The sequence below is a fragment of the Methylophaga sp. genome (assembly GCF_048266885.1).
Classification (GTDB): domain Bacteria; phylum Pseudomonadota; class Gammaproteobacteria; order Nitrosococcales; family Methylophagaceae; genus Methylophaga.
Genome location: NZ_JBLWYR010000014.1, coordinates 44,515 through 63,492 on the forward strand (window position 1 = coordinate 44,515; position 18,978 = coordinate 63,492).

At 43.8% G+C, this 18,978-nt stretch carries 16 protein-coding genes and 2 tRNA genes; 2 read left to right on the forward strand and 16 right to left on the reverse strand.

Annotated features, from left to right (window positions below):
* Positions 1 to 6 precede the first annotated feature (6 nt).
* From accD to ACN0V2_RS08585, 12 genes are all read right to left on the reverse strand, one after another.
* Positions 7 to 864 carry an acetyl-CoA carboxylase, carboxyltransferase subunit beta gene (accD, locus tag ACN0V2_RS08530; protein WP_417550388.1) on the reverse strand — a complete coding sequence of 286 codons (858 nt, stop codon included), beginning with the start codon at positions 862 to 864 and terminating at the stop codon, positions 7 to 9.
* Between the two features lie 19 nt (positions 865 to 883).
* A complete protein-coding gene (gene trpA, locus ACN0V2_RS08535; RefSeq protein ID WP_417550389.1) occupies positions 884 to 1,711 on the reverse strand; it encodes a tryptophan synthase subunit alpha in 828 nt (275 codons plus the stop codon).
* Positions 1,712 to 1,721: 10 nt separating this feature from the next.
* On the reverse strand, positions 1,722 to 2,942 hold the full coding sequence (trpB, locus tag ACN0V2_RS08540) for a tryptophan synthase subunit beta (protein ID WP_417550390.1): 1,221 nt from the start codon (positions 2,940 to 2,942) through the stop codon (positions 1,722 to 1,724).
* Positions 2,935 to 3,549: a phosphoribosylanthranilate isomerase gene (locus ACN0V2_RS08545; protein WP_417550391.1), complete on the reverse strand. Its 615-nt coding sequence runs from the start codon at positions 3,547 to 3,549 to the stop codon at positions 2,935 to 2,937. The genes trpB and ACN0V2_RS08545 overlap by 8 nt, the downstream gene beginning before the upstream one ends.
* 37 nt (positions 3,550 to 3,586) lie before the next feature.
* Positions 3,587 to 4,366 carry a tRNA pseudouridine(38-40) synthase TruA gene (gene truA, locus ACN0V2_RS08550; protein ID WP_417550392.1) on the reverse strand — a complete coding sequence of 260 codons (780 nt, stop codon included), beginning with the start codon at positions 4,364 to 4,366 and terminating at the stop codon, positions 3,587 to 3,589.
* 11 nt (positions 4,367 to 4,377) lie between these two features.
* Positions 4,378 to 7,218, reverse strand: coding sequence for a FimV/HubP family polar landmark protein (locus tag ACN0V2_RS08555; RefSeq protein ID WP_417550393.1), 2,841 nt, complete (start codon positions 7,216 to 7,218; stop codon positions 4,378 to 4,380).
* A 33-nt stretch (positions 7,219 to 7,251) separates the two neighbouring features.
* Positions 7,252 to 8,274, reverse strand: a complete 1,023-nt coding sequence (locus ACN0V2_RS08560; RefSeq protein WP_417550394.1) for an aspartate-semialdehyde dehydrogenase — start codon at positions 8,272 to 8,274, stop codon at positions 7,252 to 7,254.
* 20 nt (positions 8,275 to 8,294) lie between these two features.
* Complete coding sequence (gene leuB / locus ACN0V2_RS08565; protein WP_417550395.1) at positions 8,295 to 9,365, reverse strand: 3-isopropylmalate dehydrogenase; 1,071 nt, start codon at positions 9,363 to 9,365, stop codon at positions 8,295 to 8,297.
* 28 nt (positions 9,366 to 9,393) lie between these two features.
* Positions 9,394 to 10,032: a 3-isopropylmalate dehydratase small subunit gene (gene leuD, locus ACN0V2_RS08570; protein WP_417550396.1), complete on the reverse strand. Its 639-nt coding sequence runs from the start codon at positions 10,030 to 10,032 to the stop codon at positions 9,394 to 9,396.
* A gap of 177 nt (positions 10,033 to 10,209) precedes the next feature.
* The gene (locus tag ACN0V2_RS08575; protein WP_417550397.1) at positions 10,210 to 11,103 is read right to left on the reverse strand and encodes a MotB family protein; all 894 of its coding nucleotides are present in this window, start codon (positions 11,101 to 11,103) and stop codon (positions 10,210 to 10,212) included.
* A 23-nt stretch (positions 11,104 to 11,126) separates the two neighbouring features.
* Positions 11,127 to 11,900 (reverse strand): flagellar motor protein PomA, encoded by a 774-nt coding sequence (pomA, locus tag ACN0V2_RS08580; protein WP_417550398.1) that lies wholly within the window; start codon positions 11,898 to 11,900, stop codon positions 11,127 to 11,129.
* Between the two features lie 88 nt (positions 11,901 to 11,988).
* The gene (locus ACN0V2_RS08585; protein WP_417550399.1) at positions 11,989 to 14,019 is read right to left on the reverse strand and encodes an ABC transporter substrate-binding protein; all 2,031 of its coding nucleotides are present in this window, start codon (positions 14,017 to 14,019) and stop codon (positions 11,989 to 11,991) included.
* Positions 14,020 to 14,265: 246 nt separating this feature from the next.
* On the opposite strand from ACN0V2_RS08585, the gene ACN0V2_RS08590 reads away from it, so the two are divergent.
* Positions 14,266 to 15,054 (forward strand): enoyl-ACP reductase FabI, encoded by a 789-nt coding sequence (locus ACN0V2_RS08590; protein WP_417550400.1) that lies wholly within the window; start codon positions 14,266 to 14,268, stop codon positions 15,052 to 15,054.
* 83 nt (positions 15,055 to 15,137) lie between these two features.
* Entirely contained in the window at positions 15,138 to 16,355 is a 1,218-nt protein-coding gene (locus ACN0V2_RS08595) for a dicarboxylate/amino acid:cation symporter (protein ID WP_417550401.1), read from the forward strand.
* Positions 16,356 to 16,389: 34 nt separating this feature from the next.
* Here ACN0V2_RS08595 and ACN0V2_RS08600 read toward each other — a convergent pair whose 3' ends face one another.
* The 4 genes from ACN0V2_RS08600 to ACN0V2_RS08615 all read right to left on the reverse strand — a co-directional run bounded on the left by ACN0V2_RS08600 (position 16,390) and on the right by ACN0V2_RS08615 (position 18,807).
* Complete coding sequence (locus ACN0V2_RS08600; protein WP_417550402.1) at positions 16,390 to 18,282, reverse strand: SurA N-terminal domain-containing protein; 1,893 nt, start codon at positions 18,280 to 18,282, stop codon at positions 16,390 to 16,392.
* Between the two features lie 77 nt (positions 18,283 to 18,359).
* Positions 18,360 to 18,436, reverse strand: a tRNA-Asp gene (locus tag ACN0V2_RS08605).
* A gap of 9 nt (positions 18,437 to 18,445) precedes the next feature.
* Positions 18,446 to 18,521, reverse strand: a tRNA-Val gene (locus tag ACN0V2_RS08610).
* Positions 18,522 to 18,534: 13 nt separating this feature from the next.
* Positions 18,535 to 18,807: an HU family DNA-binding protein gene (locus tag ACN0V2_RS08615; RefSeq protein WP_014707392.1), complete on the reverse strand. Its 273-nt coding sequence runs from the start codon at positions 18,805 to 18,807 to the stop codon at positions 18,535 to 18,537.
* Positions 18,808 to 18,978: the final 171 nt, after the last annotated feature.

An 18,978-nucleotide genomic window follows, 5' to 3' on the forward strand; every position in this document is an offset into this window, starting at 1 on the left:
CTCTATTTATACAGCAATTCGGTTTTGCATCATGGTCAACAGATTATTCAGACGATCCCGCATTTCACGACGATCAATAATCATATCGATAGCACCATGTTCCAACAGAAACTCGCTGCGCTGGAAGCCTTCTGGTAATTTTTCACGCACGGTTTGTTCAATAACGCGTGGCCCTGCAAAACCGATCAATGCTTTGGGCTCAGCCACATTAACATCACCAAGCATTGCCAAACTCGCAGAAACACCACCCATAGTAGGATCAGTCATAACAGAAATAAACGGGATTCCGGCCTCTTCCAGCTGGGATAACACAGCACTGGTTTTTGCCATCTGCATCAGCGAAAACAAACCTTCCTGCATACGTGCCCCACCACTGGCGGCAAAACAAATTAATGGGAGCTTTTTTGCCAATGCAACTTTAGCAGCACGGACGAATTTTTCACCGACCACTGAGCCCATTGATCCGCCCATAAAGCCAAAATCAAACGCGACGGCCACAACAGGCAAGCCTTTCAAGGTACCTTGCATGGCTAATAATGCGTCATTTTCGCCGGTAGTTTTTTGCGCCTGAACAATACGATCACGATAGCGCTTGCTATCTTTAAATTTAAGGGTATCAACGGGTTTTACTTCGGTACCAATTTCCTGGCGATTGCTTTCATCTAAAAAATTTTGCAACCGAACTCGAGCGTTAATCCGTTGGTGGTGGTCGCATTTTGGACACACCATCTGGTTTCGTTCCAATTCTGCACGGTACAGAACATTGTCACATTCTGGGCATTTACACCAAACACCTTCAGGAACTGAGCGGCTCCGGCCACTGGTGCGAATTTTCGACGGTAATAATCTTTCAAACCAACTCATTGGGTCACCTTAACTCTAATTAAGCCGAGACGCTGGCTAAATCACGCGCATTAATTGCATGACGCATTTCAGCTAACATACTTGCCACTGCGGCGGGTAATTCTTGAGGACGATTGGCATGTTCTTCAATGCAACGTACCAAGGTACTGCCCACCACTACAGCATCGGCAACCTGGGCCACCGCAGCAGCTGAACGACCATCTCTAATCCCAAACCCTACACCGACAGGTAAAGAGGTGTATTTACGAATTTCTTCTAGTTTGGCAGTGACTTCATTAATTTCCAGTGCCGCTGCTCCTGTCACACCTTTAATCGATACGTAATAAATAAAGCCTTTGGCATGTTTGGCGATTTTCTGCATGCGTTCTGCCGAAGTTGTTGGAGCAACTAAGAAAATCGTGTCGATATCATGTGTATCCATCAGCTGTAAGAATTCATCTGATTCTTCTGGTGGCATATCCACCGTGAGCACACCATCCACACCAACTTCTTGGGCTTTTTTAGCAAAATTTTGGTATCCCATTGCTTCCAGTGGATTGGCATATCCCATCAGCACGATCGGCGTATGGGTATTTTTTTCTCTAAATTGTTTCACCATATCCAGAATTGAATTCAGCGTGACGTCGTTTTTCAAAGCCCGTTCACAGGCTTTTTGAATAACAGGGCCATCTGACATCGGATCGGAAAAAGGCACGCCCAGTTCGATAATATCAGCTCCCGCTTCTACCAGAGCATGCAACAATGGTACCGTTACCCATGGTTCAGGGTCACCAGCTGTCACATAAGGAATTAGTGCGGTTTGTCCATCTGCCTGAAGATTTTTAAAACATTCTTTAATACGACTCATTTTATATTCCTCAGAAATTCAGCCCGGCCATGGCAGCAACTGTGTGCATATCTTTATCACCACGTCCTGAAACATTAATAAGAATACTTTGATCGGCGGACATTGTTGGAGCTAATTTTGAGACATAAGCCAATGCATGACTGGTTTCTAAAGCCGGGATAATGCCTTCAGTACGCGTCAACTCATGGAATGCATCTAAGGCCTCAGTATCCGTTACCGTGACATATTGTGCACGGCCAATATCTTTTAACCACGCATGTTCAGGCCCCACACCAGGATAATCCAATCCAGCAGAAATAGAATGGGTTTCGGTGATTTGTCCGGCGGCATCTTGAATTAGATAGGTACGATTTCCATGTAATACACCAGGTGTACCCGCAGATAATGGCGCGGAATGTTGGCCTGTTTTCAGTCCATGACCAGCACCTTCGACGCCAATCATTGCCACCGATTTATCCTCAATAAAAGGATAAAACAAGCCAATCGCGTTTGAACCGCCACCTATACAAGCAACTAATGCATCTGGAAGTTTGCCAGTAGTATTGAGCATTTGCTGACGTGCTTCACGTCCGATAACCGATTGAAAATCACGTACCATCGCTGGATAAGGATGCGGTCCAGCCACAGTGCCTATGATGTAAAAAGTATCATCAACATTGGTGACCCAGTCACGTAACGCTTCATTCAAAGCGTCTTTCAGGGTTTTAGAACCAGATTGAACAGGTACTACTTCAGCACCTAACAATTTCATTCGATAAACATTTTGTGCCTGACGAGCCACATCTTCGGCACCCATGTATACGACACATTCCATACCCAATCGGGCTGCAACCGTCGCGGTAGCCACACCGTGCTGACCAGCACCAGTTTCGGCGATAATACGAGTTTTGCCCATCCGTTTGGCCAGCAAAGCCTGACCAATCGTATTGTTTACTTTATGTGCACCGGTGTGATTGAGATCTTCACGCTTTAGATAGATTTGCGCACCACCCAGTTTACGAGTCCAATTCTCAGCATGGTAAATGGGAGATGGACGACCTACAAAATCGGCAAGATCTTTATCCATCTCAGCCTGAAATACTGGATCATTTTTATACTGTTTATAAGCTTCTTCCAGCTCATAAATAGCACCCATTAATGTTTCGCCGACAAAGCGCCCACCATAGGGGCCAAAATGACCAAACTCATCTGGGTAATGTTTAAAGTAATCATCAATCTGTATTTCAGGCATTTGCCACCTCTCGCATGAATGCGCTTATTTTATTATTACTTTTAAGTCCTTTCGACTCTTCTACCCCGCCACTCACATCCACTGCATAAGGCGAGACTTGCCGAATAGCTTCTGCAACATTTTCAGTTGTCAGGCCACCCGCTAGTATCAATGGCTTGTTAACAGCCGTAATCATTGACCAGTCAAAGGTCTGACCGGTTCCCCCCGGCACCCCATATTGATAACTATCTAACAAAAGCGCCGATGAAGCAGAGAAATCTTTGCTAGCTTGAATTAAATCTGCGGCAGACTGCATGCGAATTGCTTTGATATACGGCATATTGAACTGCTCGCAAAACTCAGCAGATTCATCACCATGAAACTGCAACAAACTTAATTGGACCTGTTCAAGTGTTTGTCGAACATTCTCTGCAGTCGCATTGACAAATAAACCGACAACACTGACAAACGGAGACAACTGCGCGGTAATCGCGGCAGCTTGTTCAATAGTCACAGCCCGTGGACTTGGTTCATAAAAAACCAAACCAATTGCATCCACCCCGCTTTTAACTGCAAATTCAGCATCTTGGCGACGCGTAATGCCACATATTTTAACGCGGGTTCTCATTTGAGATTATCAGCTTTCTAAAAGTTAGCCTGATACTTTACCAGAGCACTGGAAAACCTGACACTGCTGGCAGCAAATATTCGTCGGGATAAATCACCTCTGTCAGATAAAGCCCTTGAGGTGGTGCGGTGACACCAGCCATATTGCGATCCTGACTTTGCAGTACTTGTTGGGCCCATTCCACAGGTTTTTTGCCTTCGCCAACAGGAACCAGTACCCCCATCAGGTTACGCACCATATGATGCAAAAATGATCTGGCCTCAACATCAACTGCAATACAATCATCCCGACGCGTGACAATTAATTTATCCAGCGTTTTTATCGGACTCTTTGCCTGACATTCCTGTGCTCTAAAAGCAGAAAAATCGTGCTGCCCAAGTAACAAATTCGCAGCAAGTTGCATTTTGTATTCATCAAGCGATTTGTAGACCCACCACATCCGTTGATGATGCACACTAGAACGACTATCTCGATTGAGTATTAAATAACGATAACGACGTTTTACGGCACTAAAACGAGCATTGAAGTGTTCAGAAACAGGACTAACCCACTTCACACAAACATCATGTGGAAGATTAGAGTTTAATCCCAATAACCAATTGCGATCCTCACGAATCGCCTCAGTGTCAAAATGAACAACTTGATTTAATGCATGCACCCCGGTATCTGTACGACCTGCAGCAAAAACTTCCGTTTCAGAATTGGCGATCAGTGATACGGCTTTTTGCAGTTCGCCTTGAACAGTGCGTTGCCTTGGTTGAAACTGCCAGCCGTGAAAATGACTGCCGTCATATTCGACACCTAATGCTAACCTCACAACATAACTCTTTAGGACAAAGCGTCGAGCAGTTCTTGTGCTCGTTGTTTCTGTTCATCAGTACCTTGCTCAAGTACTTCTTCAAGGATTCCTCTGGCACCTTCCGGATCACCCATATCAGAATACGCTGCAGCAAGATCTAGTTTGGTTTCAGCCTCATCAATTGAATCAAAATCACTGAGATCAAAATCCAGCTCTTCATCATCAATACTACTATCCAGATTGAGATAATCTTCGATAACATCATCGGATTCTGTTGAAGCATCATCTTCAGTTTCAAATGCAACTAAATCCAATTCATCCGAATCAAGAGATAACATTTCCTCAGAGTTATCTGTTGCAATAGTGTCTGTTTCAACTTCTGACTCATCAATATCCAAATCCAGAATTTCGGGAGCCGACAAGTCAGGTTGCAATACATTGTCTTGATCCAAATCGATTCTCAGATCATCATCTTCGGCAAAAGTCTCGATTTCAGAATGTTCAGGTTCAATCTCTGTGACTTTTCCTGCTGACACATAATTGGTATCAAACTGCAATAAATCTTCTTCATCGCGTTCATAGACTTCATCAGCCTGAGAAGATGTTGCCGAATCGACTTTATAATCATCCAGATTAAATTCAATATGATCGGAATCTTCAGCCTCAGAAGAAACAGCTGTGGTTTCTTCTGCAACAGTTTCTTCTTCAATCTTAAACTCAGCTTCTTCTTGATCTAAATCTTCATCAATATCAGTTTGTTCAGATGATTCGACCGGTTCAGCAAACAAGGGATTATGCGGCAGTAACTGATTACCCCAAACTCTAATTTCCGGCCATTGTGAATGGGTTTCATCAATTCCTGATGTATTCAGCAACGCAATAAAATCTGCAGACTTTTGTTGTTTGAAATACACAAACATCAATTTTGCTACGATCTCTTTATTGTCTGGAGCTTGTTGGTGGGCTTGCTCAAGTGCGCTTCCTGCTTGCACGTAGTCAGCATATCCAACAAACATATCGGCTTGGTCAACTAATTCGTCAACCGACTTTGTTTTGCTTTCTGAGGTTGTAATCGTTTCACCTGCTACTGGTGTAACAATATTCACACTACCCATTTCCGGAGCTGATTTGGCAGGTTTATTGGTGTTGATTTTACTAACGGCATCATCCCAACTCACTTCACGCTGACTGCGTCGTATCACCATCCATATGATTAGCAATAGCAGTAATACGGCAAGTAATGATTCAACTTTATGAGCGATCACAAAAGCTTGAACCCGCTGGTAGAGTGAATCCATCTGCTGTTGATCAAGATCCAATAGTTGAGCAGCTTCATTGATGGCAGCATCAACCTCAGCTGTAGCTGTATCCAATTCAGCATTATCAATACCTTCTTCGGTATCTAATATATCGGTTTGGCCCGCTACAGTGGTGTCGGTAAGCGTTTCGGTGTCTTCCTGCTGAGGTGGCTCTTGGTTGGAAGTAGCTGTCTCAACATTCGGTTCAGCAGCATCTGCTAATACCGTGTTATCAATCGAAACTGGTTCCCACTCCTCAGGGTCATCAGTGACATCAGTGACATCAGTGACATCAGTATCTATGGTCGCTTCTGCTGCTTCGCTGTCTGCTTCACTTCCCTCTAAAATCGCATTAGCTTCATCAACCAGCGTTGCCAAATCCATCTGGGTTTCGTCCTGTTCCAGCAAGCTTTGCAGTCTTGCCATATCGGCATCTTTCAATGAAATAAGACGTCGCATCGTATCGAGTTGGCGCTCCATTGCGTCCATACGATTTTTAAAATCAATATTTTCCTGAGATTGGGCTTCAATCGTTTCCTGTGCAAGTGTTAGTTGTTCACTAATACGTTGTAAATCAGGATCTCCAGTTACGTCGGGATCGGCTTCAAGCAAGCTATTTTCGGTGGCCGCTATTAACTTTAACCGTGCGCTCTCAGCATCTGAAATTGCTTCATCATTTCCTGGTGATAGCTCTTCATCGTCACTAACACTGGTAGTCTCTGTTTCACTATCAATAACAGCTGAATCAGTGTCGTTATTGGTCGTTTGTGCAGCGGTTATAGTTTGTGGAGTGTTTCGATTCCTCCATGCAGTGTTTTGCCTATCTATTTCTGATTTCGCTTCACTAGCAGATAAACGGGTGATTTCATTCGTGGTGGGAATGTTAAGTGTGCTGCCGGCATAAAGACTGTTTACATTGTTTTGCTGAAATGCCTGTGGATTTGCATTGAGCAGACCAATCATCATCTGATGCATCGAAATATCCGCTGAAGGCCGCGTTCTTTCGGCAATGCTCCACAACGTATCTCGTGACTGTACTTTATACTCTGAAATATTGTCTCTAGTTGGAGACCATGAGGCAGGTTGAGATCTCGAATCAGCTGGCATTGTCGCTGCTTGTGGCGATGCAGGTGAACGAGATGGTGTACTGGTTGCTCGATTGGGGTACAACTCTTTAGGCGGATCTAAAAGAACCGTATATTCACGCAGCAATTTGCCCTGGCCGGTGGTGGCGGCCAATAAAAAACCCAAGAAGGGTTCTTTTATTGGCACATCAGATGTGATCATAATCCGCGTGGAACTTGCCTCTTCGACTACCTCAAATTTCAATTGAGTTAATAAAAAATTGCGATCTAGCCCTGCTCGTTCAAAATCCTGAGTAGACGCCAACCTCACTTCGAGGTTTCCACGTTCATCGTCTCTTAAGGCATTAACAGCTATTTCAGCCCTGAAAAGCTCATTCAACGCTGAATGCAAGGTTATCTGCCCAAGCCCAAAAGCATAACCCGGTAAGGGAGTTAAGAAACCAAGTGCCGTGGCTACCGACAAACGGGTCAACGTTTTTTGTTTCATTTAACTCCCCTTCCTTGACACTCTCAGCTATGCCTAGAGGTATTTATCTACCAGAAGCTCGGCAATTTGCACACTGTTCAGTGCAGCCCCTTTACGGACATTGTCTGAAACCACCCACATATTTAATCCGTTAGGATGTGAGATATCTTCACGGATACGCCCTACGTATACAGGATCCTTGCCAGATGAATCTGTGACCGCAGTTGGATAACCGCCATCTTTATGTTCATCTATCACCACGATGCCATCAAATGCTGAGAGTAACTCTTTGGCTTTTTCAGCAGTGATTTTGTCACGAGTTTCAATATGAATAGCTTCTGAGTGGCCAAAAAACACCGGTACTCGAACTGCCGTCGGATTCACCTGAATATCATTATCACCCATGATTTTGCGAGTTTCCCACACCATTTTCATTTCTTCTTTGGTGTAGCCGTTATCCATGAAAACATCGATTTGCGGAATCACATTAAAGGCGATTTGTTTAGGGTAAACTTCTGATTCAGCCGGACGTCCATTTAATAAGGCAGCAGTTTGCTTAGCCAGTTCATCCATAGCCGGTTTACCACTGCCCGATACAGCTTGGTAAGTGCAGACATTAATGCGTTTGATGCCAACCGCGTCATAAATTGGTTTTAACGCCACCAACATTTGAATGGTTGAACAGTTGGGATTAGCAATGATGCCACGCTTTTTGTAGCCAACTACTGCATCTGGATTCACTTCAGGTACGATCAGCGGCACATCATCGTCATAGCGAAACTGCGAAGTATTATCAATAACGATACAACCCGCAGCCGCCGCTTTAGGCGCGTAGATTTCGGAAACACTTGCTCCTGGCGAAAACAAACCGATTTGAACTTTGGAAAAATCAAACTGAGCCAGATCTTCAACCATTAACGATTTATTACCGAATTGCACAGTTGAGCCAGCCGAACGTTCACTGGCTAACGCATAGACTTTACCGACAGGAAATTTACGTTGGTGAAGGATATCCAGCATGGCTTCACCCACCGCACCAGTAGCACCTACAACAGCAATATCAATTTGTTTAGTCACAATTCACCTAAATTCTTTTATTACAGCGCTGCCACAACGGCATCGCCCATTTCAGCAGTGGTCACCCGAGTCATGCCCGCGGAGAAAATATCTGCTGTTCTCAAACCTTGATCCAGTACTTTGCTCACTGCACTTTCGATACGATCGGCAAAAGCCGGCTGGTCAAGCGTGTAACGTAACATCATAGCAGCTGACAAAATGGTTGCCAGTGGATTAGCAATGTTTTGCCCTGCTATGTCAGGCGCTGAACCATGAATAGGTTCATACATGCCTTTACCATTTTCATCCAATGATGCAGAAGGCAACATTCCAATTGAGCCGGTCAGCATGGATGCACAATCAGACAATATATCGCCAAACATATTAGTCGTCACCATAACGTCAAACTGTTTAGGTGCACGCACTAACTGCATTGCCGCATTATCCACATACATATGACTCAATTCGACGTCAGCATAGTCCTTGGATAAGGTTGTCATGGTCTCACGCCATAATTCAGTACATTCCAACACATTGGCCTTGTCCACCGAACAAACACGACTTTGACGTTTACGAGCAATATCAAATGCTACTCGACCAATCCGGTTAATTTCACTTTCGCGATACACCAAGGTGTTGTAGCCTTCTTTTTCGCCATTTTCCAGGGTACGAATACCTCTTGGCTGACCAAAATAAATGCCACCGGTTAATTCCCGCACAATCATTAAATCCAGACCAGCAACTACTTCGGGTTTCAAGGTGGAAGCATCAGCTAATTGTGGATATAACAAGGCTGGACGTAAATTGGCAAACAGGTTTAATTGTGAACGAATCCCCAATAAACCTTTTTCAGGGCGCACACTGATATCCAGTGACTCCCATTTATAACCACCCACTGCACCCAATAAAATGGCATCCGCCTGTTTAGCCATCTGCAGAGTTTCATTTGGAAGCGGACTCCCGGTTTCATCATAGGCAGCCCCGCCGATCAAACCGTATTCTAATTCAATCTCCAAACCATCTTGTTTAAACGCATTTAAAACTTTAACAGCTTCGGCAACGATTTCTGGGCCGATTCCATCACCGGCTAATACTGCAATTTTCTTTGTCATGAATGTTATTACTTATAAATTAATAAAATTAGGAAAACAGCCACGGCGCTTGTTCGCGACGACGGACTTCGTAGGCTTTAATATCATCAGTATGCTGCAGGGTGAGACCGATATCATCCAGGCCTTCAAGCAAACAGTGTTTTTTAAAGCTATCAATTTCAAAATGAAATTTTTCACCATTTGGCAACAGAATAGTTTGCTCAGGTAAATCAACTGTCAGCTGGTAACCCGGTCTAGCCTCGACCTGCTCGAATAATGTATCAACCTGTTTTTCATCGAGCTTGATGGTGAGGATGCCATTTTTACTACTATTACTAAAAAAGATATCAGCGAAACTCGGCGCGATAATCACCCGGATGCCAAAATCTTCAAGAGCCCAAACCGCGTGTTCACGACTCGAGCCACAACCAAAGTTTTCTCGAGCCAATAATATTGTGCCCCCCTGATAACGTGGTTGATTCAATTCAAAATCAGGATTTAACGGCCGATTAGTGGAATCCTGTCCAGGCTCACCATGATCCAGATAACGCCATTCATCAAAAAGATTAGGCCCAAACCCACTGCGTTTAATCGATTTTAAGAACTGTTTTGGAATAATTGCGTCAGTGTCGACATTAGGCCGATCCATTGGTATCACCAATCCGGTTTCGACGGAAATTTTTTGCATATTCACCTCTTAATTTTTATCGCAGGGCCTTGCAATGACACATTATGTTAAGGCGGTTCAACCTGCTGTAACGCTCACCTCACGAAGCTATTGCTCGCGTCATGAGCGATATCGAAAACCTACAAATAATACCATTGTTTGCAGTGATATATTTCGTTGCTAGCAATCTATTGGGGTCTAACGGACTTGTTGGATTTCACTTTCAATTGCGTCATGTTGAATTAACTCGTCGATTGACTTAGTCAAGTCGCTGTCTATCGAACCTTTCAATACAACAATTTCAACTCGGCGATTAGTCGCACGGTTAGCTGAAGAATCATTCGGTGCCAATGGGCGGGTATCCGCGTAGCCTTCTAATACAAAGCGCTCTGGCGGAATGGTATTGTAATTAAGTAACTCGTGGACCACTGAAGTTGCCCTTGATGTTGATAGCTCCCAATTAGAACGATAACGGGAAGTGTTAATCGGAATATTATCCGTATGTCCGGCAACAGCAATTAACCCGTCAGTCTGGGTTAACACCTCATTAATTTTTTTTAGGATGGGTACAAAATCCTGATTTAAAGTAGCGTCACCCGAAGGAAAAGACCCCCGTTCACGGATTCGGATCACGATACGGTTTAGCTGATTTTCTACCACAATTAGACCACGCTCAATCTCGGACTCGAGTGCTTCTTTAAATTCTTCGACTTCTTCAGCGACTTGTTTTGCCTGAGCCTCTGCAACGGCTTCTGCATCCATTGTGACTTTTAAGACATCTTTTGTATCGTCAGTTGTTTCCTGTCTGACAATATTCAGTGGAGTCGGTTTAGGCTCACCTGGACTGAATTCCTGAGCAATGATGCTAGTGCCTTTTGGGATCGCTTCATCCACGACTTCTCGTTGCACACCAAAGGCTTTTTCCAAGGACATGACGACCATTTTATATTTGATGGCATCAATTTCAGCGAACGACAACAACAAAACAAAGAAGCACATTAATAACGACATTAAGTCGGCAAATGTCGCCATATAGGCAGGTAATCCTTTCTTCTGTTGCTTTTTGAAACTCTGCGTTTCAGAATCACTCATGATTTATATCGTCTATATGCCGATTAAGCTTCAGCTGGAGCCGGAGCTTCAGCATCACGCTTAGAGGAAGGCAGATAATTTTTCAGCAATTCTTCCAATACTTTGGGATTCTGTCCCTCTTGAATACCCATTACGCTCTCGATAATAATGCTTTTACTCATAAGCTCTTCATTACTGCGAAGTGCTAGTTTATCGGCAATCGGTAATGCGAACATATTGGCCAACATGGCACCATAAAGCGTTGTTAATAAAGCAACAGCCATAGCAGGACCAATTGACTTTGGATCTGACATATTTGACAGCATCTGAACTAGGCCTACTAAGGTACCAATCATGCCCATCGCTGGGCCAGCATCACCAATTTGTTGGAAAATTTGTTGGCCGATAGTGTGTCGATTGACGGTTTCATTCATCTCAGTATTTAGTGCTTTTCTGACGACGGAAGGCTCATGACCATCTACCAGCATCCGAATACCCAATGCTAGAGCTGGATTTTTTACTTCTTGCCTTTCGAGCGCTAGTAAACCTTCTTTACGAGCAATACTGGCCAGCTGAACTACACTGGCAATAATTTCACTAGGGTCTTCAGATTTATGCAAAAAAGCTTTTGTGGCTGTTTTCATTGAGCCAATAAACTGTTTAAGGGTAAAGCGCATCATTACAACGGCAAAGGTTCCGCCGATGACGATCATAAATGAAGGGGTATTAAGAAAAGTACTTGCCGCGGCACCCAGAGCGATGGTGGCGATAATTACACTCCAGGCAATCAAGAAACCCAGTAAAGTAGCCAAATCCACGTGCTTTTCTCCCTGATTGAGTGATGCCTGAAATTACTTAACAAGTGTGGCACATAATTGTACCGGATGATATTCAAAATCAACAGTATCAAGTATTCACAGCCTGTTGGTATTTTTTTCGGCGATAAATAATGACTGCTGGCAACATTGCCAGAAAAATAAATAATACCAATAACATTATTGGCCAAATTGTTGGCTTATTCCATTTCGCCCTTAACTGGTCTCGTAATAGCGGATCGATTCGGTGATACTTTAATGTATTGTTTGCCATCAAGTTAGGTTTAATATTTTTGTTCCAGGCATGAAACAAGGTTAACTCTTTGGGATGAAATCCCCACACCCAAGGGGCATCATGCCTTACGATACTGACCATTTCATCAATAATCTTTTGGCGTTCAGCATCATCTGGCATTACTCGCATTTGCTCAAATAATTTATCAAATTCAGTGTTTTGATAATTCGCACTATTTTCACCATTATGAATAGCTTTAGCGTTGGGTCCATATAACAAAAACAGAAAATTTTCCGGATCAGGGTAATCAGCACTCCAGCCGACTTTAAATATCTGCGTTTGGCCGCGACGCATCTTATCTTGAAAACGATTGTAATCAGTTGAACGAATCACTAACTGAATGTTGAGTTTTTGGAATTGTTTGCGCATCCAATCTAATTGCGACTTAGCATCGGGTCCAACTGCTGAAATATCAAAGTACAGCACTAAAGGTTGACCTGTTTCAGCATCACGGCCTTTTGGATATCCAGCTTCAACAAGCAATTGTCGAGCATATTCAATTGGCTTTGTTCGCACCGCATTGTCACGCCACTCATATACATACGGATCCAGCCCGTCTTTGCCTTCACGGTAGCCGAAAATACCGGGAGGTATAGGCCCTTGAGCGGGTATTCCCCGTCCATTAAAAAAGATAGAAACAAATTCCTCTTGATCAATAGCGATTGCGATGGCCTGCCTCAATTTACGCGCTCTTTCACTCTTTCCACCCACTACAGAATCGAGCATATTAAACCCGATGTAATGGGTGGTAGTGCCAACCGCGGATTGTAAATCAATGCCTTTTTTCATCATGTCTTCACTCAGCCCAAATGAACCTGCTGATGAAACTTGAATAGCCTGCTCAAAACTATCAGAAGTTAAGCCACTAACATCGTAATAGCCTTGGATGAATTTCCCCCAATAAGACGTGCTCTCCTTTTCAAGGGTGTAAATAATTTTATCGATAAAAGGCATTGGCAAACCGGCATCGTCTAATAAGCCTGCTGCCGCGTCACCGGGGGAACCTTCACTGGGATAAATTTCACCATGGTAATTAGGATTTTTGAGCATCACCATACGACGGTTCGGATCGTTTTCGATCATGTAATAGGCCCCAGTGCCGACTGGATACCAATCCAAGGTGATATTTTTATCAATTAATAAAGTCTGCTGATAAAACACATCCGCTTCCCAAGGAATGGGAGCAAAAAATGGCATCGCCAGCCAGTATTTCAATTGAGGGTATTGCTCATATACCGTGATTTGGTAGCGATGGTCATCAATAACTTGCACACCAGGAATCTGTAGCTCTCGAAGGTCGATTGATTGGCCTTGTTGACGCATTTTGCCAAGTTCAGCAGCAAAATCCCCCAAGCCGACAATATGCTCACTCATTAATCCCAAAATGGGAGAATGCACTTCAGGATGTGCCAAACGCTTTATTTGGTATGCATAATCGGCTGCTTTCAATTCTCGAGTGGCTAATTGCGGAAAATCCATAATAGAGGTTATGTGACGAGATGTTTTTTCATTTATAGCGTGATAAAGCCACTGCCCAGATTTATCTTGGGCAAATGCAGGATGTGGTTGATAAGCAATCCCAGGCCGAATGGTGATGGTATAACGTGAAAATGCGACATTATCAGGAGTTTGTTGTGCAGCTGTTAACACCTCACCATTTTTATCCAGTAACTCGACTTCCGGCATGCTTGCTGCCGTTAAAGGCTCTAGAGTATAGGGTCGTTTGAGATAATGGTACTGTAATGGTGGTTCATAAATCTGGGCGGTAATCAGACTTTCGTTTGCTGAGTAGGATCGCGCAGGATCAAGGTGCTTAGGTCGCAGCATGAAAGAACTGTATCTTACGGTTTTATCACTTTCTGCAGCAGGATATGGTGAATTGACAGCCGAAAGGTCACAGCCTGCGAGTAATAGAACAAATAGCCAGTTCAGCACTACAATAAATCGGAACATAACAATCCATAGTTGAGATCATGCAAATAACGAGTATAACGGGAATGCATAGGGCTCGCCTCTTCCAGTACCAGCTAAAATCAGGTAAGTTTATCGGTTTTAAAATTTCTGGAGTACTTCATGGGTTTTCTACAAGGTAAACGGGTATTGATTGTTGGCGTGGCCAGCTCGCGTTCTATCGCTGCCGGTATTGCGCATGCTATGGCTCGTGAAGGCGCTGAATTAGCTTTTACCTACCAAAATGACAAACTCAAATCACGCGTTGAAAAAATCGCTGAAGAATGTGGCTCCAATCCAGGATTAATTTTCCCATGCGATGTCAGCAGCGATGAACAAATCAATGCTGTTTTCGACGACTTGGCCAAACAATGGGATGGTTTGGATACCATTATTCACTCTGTTGCCTTTGCCCCACGCGAACAATTACAAGGTAGTTTTGTTGATAGCGTTACCAGAGATGGTTTTGCTGCAGCCCACGACATAAGTGCTTATAGCTTTGCTGCATTAGCTAAAGCCGGTAAAGAGATGATGGCCGGACGCAATGGTTCATTACTAACATTGAGCTATCTGGGTGCCGAACGCGCTATCGACAATTATAATGTTATGGGCGTTGCCAAAGCGGCCTTGGAAGCCACCGTCCGATATATGGCTTACTCTTTAGGCCCGGATGGTATTCGTGTTAATGCGGTTTCTGCTGGCCCGATTAAAACACTTGCAGCCGCCGGTATTGGCGATTTTGGCAAAATGCTGGCCTATGGCGAACGTAATGCCCCACTACGTCGTAATGTCACCATTGAAGAAGTCGGTAATGTGGCCGCTTTCTTGTGCTCAGATTTAGCCTCTGGGGTAACGGGTGAAATCACCTATGTCGACGGCGGTTACAATATCGTTGGTATCGGCGATAAGTAAGTAAACCCGATGTTTAATTCATAAATCAAAACAGGGCTTTAAGCCCTGTTTTTGTATTAGCCGATGCCAATTGAGGACAGCCCATGCCCCACTCACATGCAATCATATTACTCATCCTGATAATCTTGGGTGCCATCGGTGGTGTTTTATTTGGCTGGTTTTTTGGTGAACTATCATTACAAATTGGTTGGCTAGGGGATTTATTTCTCAATACGCTAAAAATGATCATTATCCCGTTGATTGTAGCCTCGGTAATCAGCGGTATTGGCGCCCTTGGTGATGTTCGAAAACTGGGCCGTTTAGGTGGCTCAACCCTTCTCTACTATGCTTTTACAACGGCTGTTGCAGTGTTTATTGGCTTGGTAGTGGTGAATATCATCCAACCCGGTGCAGGAATTGAGCTCGGAGATGCGACTGTTCCAGAGCGAATTCTGGAAAAACAGGGAACAGGGGCGTCAGATATTATCATGTCACTGATCTCGCCAAATCTATTTGCCTCTGCAACTGAAATGCAGTTATTGCCCATTATTGTTTTTGCCATATTGTTTGCCATGGCGCTGACTACGATTGGTGAACGTTCCAAACCTGTATTTGCCGTTTTTGATGGTATCAATGAAGCCATGATGAAGTTGGTGATATGGATTATGTATTTCGCGCCAATCGGCATTTTTGCTTTAATAGCTGCCCGTATTGGTCTGGCGGGTGGTGGTGAAGAATTATTCAGAGAGATACAAGCGGTAGGCTGGCATGTGGTCACCGTTTTAACCGGGCTATTTATCCATTTTTGCTTTTTATTCTTATTACTGCAGCTGATTGCTGGCAAAGGCTTAGCGTATTTATTTGGTATGAGCCGAGCCTTGTTTACCGGTTTTGGCACCGCAAGCTCAACAGCCACATTGCCATTAACTATGGAAAATGCCCGCGAAAATAAGGTCAGTGATAAAGCCATCAAATTTGTCTTACCACTTGGCAGTACGGTCAATATGGATGGCACTGCATTATACGAGGCAGCCGCTGTATTATTTATCGCTCAAGCCTATGGTATTGATTTGTCTATGACCCAACAGGTCATTGTATTTATCACCGCTACTTTAGCCGCTATAGGAGCAGCAGGAATCCCCGAAGCGGGTCTGGTCACTATGGTGATTGTGCTTAGTGCTGTTGGCCTGCCGTTAGATGGTATTGCTCTGCTTCTGGCGGTAGATTGGTTTCTTGATCGATTCCGCACGGTAGTCAATATTTGGGGTGATAGCGTCGGCGCCAAAGTCATAGATACGCTAGTCATAAAAAAGGCGCTTTAAAGCGCCTTTTTGTTTCACTTGTTTATGGAGATGATTACTCTTCTTCCGTTGACGTAATACGGGATTCATAAATCTTAATTTTCGCTTCACTACGTAATGAACTAACAAATGCTGCCATTTCTGCACGACCATTCAAACGAGTCAGATTTGAAACTAAACCATCACGTACTTCTGGGTCGATCTGATCTGTTGAACCTTGTTTCACATCACTAACAGCAACCACAATATAGTTACCATTCTCAGCTGTAAAACCAGCATATTGCGCTGCACTAGCATTCGGTAAAGTGAATGCCTGATTTAAGATTTGGGCACTGATGTCTTGGCTATCACGGCCATAAAATGCAGCTTCTTTCCATGTGTCAGGAAATACCTCTATTGCTGGTGTTCCAGATTTTAATTCCTGTAATCTAGATTCCCCCTGGATGAAGGCTAAATCACTGGCACGTTGATAGCGAATTTGTTCAGTAATAGCTGGCGCCACTGAGTCAAATGGTAATAACGTTGCAGCAACATGGCTTTTTTTGCGAACCACTACCAGCTTCGTATCAGATAATTCAATTACCTGACTATTTAATTCTTGGTTCAATACATCATCCGAAAATGCCGCTTCAACCACAGTTTTATTTTCAGCAATTCCACTTCCGCCGTTACGTGTAAATGAACCGGTAGATTGAATTTCTAACGCTAAGGTTTCAGCTGCAACATCAAGTGTTTCTGGATTTTCATAGGTAAGATTGGCTAACTCTTCAGCTTTATCATAAAACTGTTTTTCAGCCTGTTGACGTTGGTATTGCAATGCAACCTCATCTTTCACATCAGCAAATTCGACATTGGTAGATTGATCAACATCCGTTAATTGAATGATGTGGTAACCAAACTCCGTTTTAATGGGCTCTGAGATATCACCAACGTTCTCTAAGGCAAACACAGCCTCTTCAAAGGTCGCTTCCATTACATCACGCTGAATAGGTCCTAAATCCCCACCAGAGGCTGCTGAACCAACATCTATTGAATAGGTTTTGGCTAATTCTGCAAAGCTTTCACCTTCATCCAGTTTAGTTTGAATTTCAGCTATGGTCTTTTCTGCATCATCATTATCTTCGATAAGAATGTGGCTTGCTGTGCGTTGCTCTGGCCCTACAAACTGAGTTTTATTATCAATAAAATACTGTTGTAATTGCTCTTCGTTGGCTTCAATTTGTGATGAAACGGCATCGAGAGATAATTCCAGATAATCAAGTGAGACTTGCTCTGGCGAAGTGAAACTTGACTCGTTGGCGTTGTAAAAGTCACGAACATCAGTCTCATCCAACTCTATTTCGCTCAGAAAATCTTCTAGCTTAACCACGCCATAAGCGATTTCGCGCTGCTGGTTTTCTAGTTTTAATAATCGTTCGATTTCCACTTGAGAAACGAGCGTACTGCCTTCGATGTTTTGGATAAGTTGCTGACCGAGAAGATCATTGCGTAACGTTGCTTCATAGGATGCAGGACTAAATCCAGCGCGAGCCAATACCATTTGGTATTGCTCACTATTAAATTTACCATCCTGTTGAAATGCGGGAGTCTGTTGTATGAATTGAGCAATTTGACGGTCACTTATTCGTTGACCGAGCTCATCAGTTGCTGAGCGAATTAATTGTTGTTCAATCAGATCGTCTATAACGGCAAGACGAATTTCAGCGTTATCGAACATTTCGGGATTGAACTCATCCCCCATCATTTGTCGCATTTGTTCTCGGTAACGTTGAACAGCTTGTGTTAATTGAGTGCTGGTGATGTCATCACCATTTACTGTAGCGACTACGGTATCACTTGGGCCAGTGACATATGAGTTCACCCCCCAAAGTGCAAATGGAATGCAGATTAAACCAACGATAAACCAAGCAATCCAACCTTGGGCGCGATCACGTATGAAATGCAACATAGCAGTGAACCTTCTTCACGAATGTGGGTTAATTTAAGCAAAAAAAAAGGCGCATAGAATGCGCCCTTCTTTTGTATTGGCGGAGCGGACGGGACTCGAACCCGCGACCTCCGGCGTGACAGGCCAGCATTCTAACCAGCTGAACTACCGCTCCTGATATTCCTGGTGGGTGCTGAGGGGTTCGAACCCCCGACCCTCGCCTTGTAAGGGCGATGCTCTCCCAGCTGAGCTAAGCACCCCAGAAAAAAGAAACTAGTTTACAGCATCCTTAAGAGCTTTACCAGCTTTAAATGCAGGAATTTTAGCAGCTGCAATTTTGATTTCTTCGCCGGTGCGTGGGTTGCGACCGGTACGAGCAGCACGCTCACGAACAGAAAAAGTACCGAAACCTACCAGAGTAACTTGATCGCCTTTGCTTAACGCTTTTGTGACTGCAGAAGTCACACCGTCAACAGCCAGAGCCGCTTTTGCTTTTGAAATGTCTGCGGCCGCAGCAACTGCATCGATTAATTCAGATTTATTCACAGCTTAATTCCTCGTGTCGTTTATATATTATGTGTTCAAGTCCCAAAGGACACACAACACCTCGGCGCGTCTCATTGGTTGTGTGTATCTAACTACAGCAAAAACAGTGTGTCAAGACAGTAAAACATGAGGGCCATCTGCCATGATCGATTTTTTGTGAACGGCTTCTAA

What these genes read in the sequence shown, in the direction of transcription:
- accD (WP_417550388.1), bottom strand. Translation starts at nt 864, where the DNA reads ATGAGTTGGTTTGAAAGATTATTACCGTCGAAAATTCGCACCAGTGGC.
- trpA (WP_417550389.1), bottom strand. Translation starts at nt 1,711, where the DNA reads ATGAGTCGTATTAAAGAATGTTTTAAAAATCTTCAGGCAGATGGACAA.
- trpB (WP_417550390.1), bottom strand. Translation starts at nt 2,942, where the DNA reads ATGCCTGAAATACAGATTGATGATTACTTTAAACATTACCCAGATGAG.
- ACN0V2_RS08545 (WP_417550391.1), bottom strand. Translation starts at nt 3,549, where the DNA reads ATGAGAACCCGCGTTAAAATATGTGGCATTACGCGTCGCCAAGATGCT.
- ACN0V2_RS08555 (WP_417550393.1), bottom strand. Translation starts at nt 7,218, where the DNA reads ATGAAACAAAAAACGTTGACCCGTTTGTCGGTAGCCACGGCACTTGGT.
- leuB (WP_417550395.1), bottom strand. Translation starts at nt 9,365, where the DNA reads ATGACAAAGAAAATTGCAGTATTAGCCGGTGATGGAATCGGCCCAGAA.
- leuD (WP_417550396.1), bottom strand. Translation starts at nt 10,032, where the DNA reads ATGCAAAAAATTTCCGTCGAAACCGGATTGGTGATACCAATGGATCGG.
- ACN0V2_RS08575 (WP_417550397.1), bottom strand. Translation starts at nt 11,103, where the DNA reads ATGAGTGATTCTGAAACGCAGAGTTTCAAAAAGCAACAGAAGAAAGGA.
- ACN0V2_RS08585 (WP_417550399.1), bottom strand. Translation starts at nt 14,019, where the DNA reads ATGCTGCGACCTAAGCACCTTGATCCTGCGCGATCCTACTCAGCAAAC.
- ACN0V2_RS08590 (WP_417550400.1), top strand. Translation starts at nt 14,266, where the DNA reads ATGGGTTTTCTACAAGGTAAACGGGTATTGATTGTTGGCGTGGCCAGC.
- ACN0V2_RS08595 (WP_417550401.1), top strand. Translation starts at nt 15,138, where the DNA reads ATGCCCCACTCACATGCAATCATATTACTCATCCTGATAATCTTGGGT.
- ACN0V2_RS08600 (WP_417550402.1), bottom strand. Translation starts at nt 18,282, where the DNA reads ATGTTGCATTTCATACGTGATCGCGCCCAAGGTTGGATTGCTTGGTTT.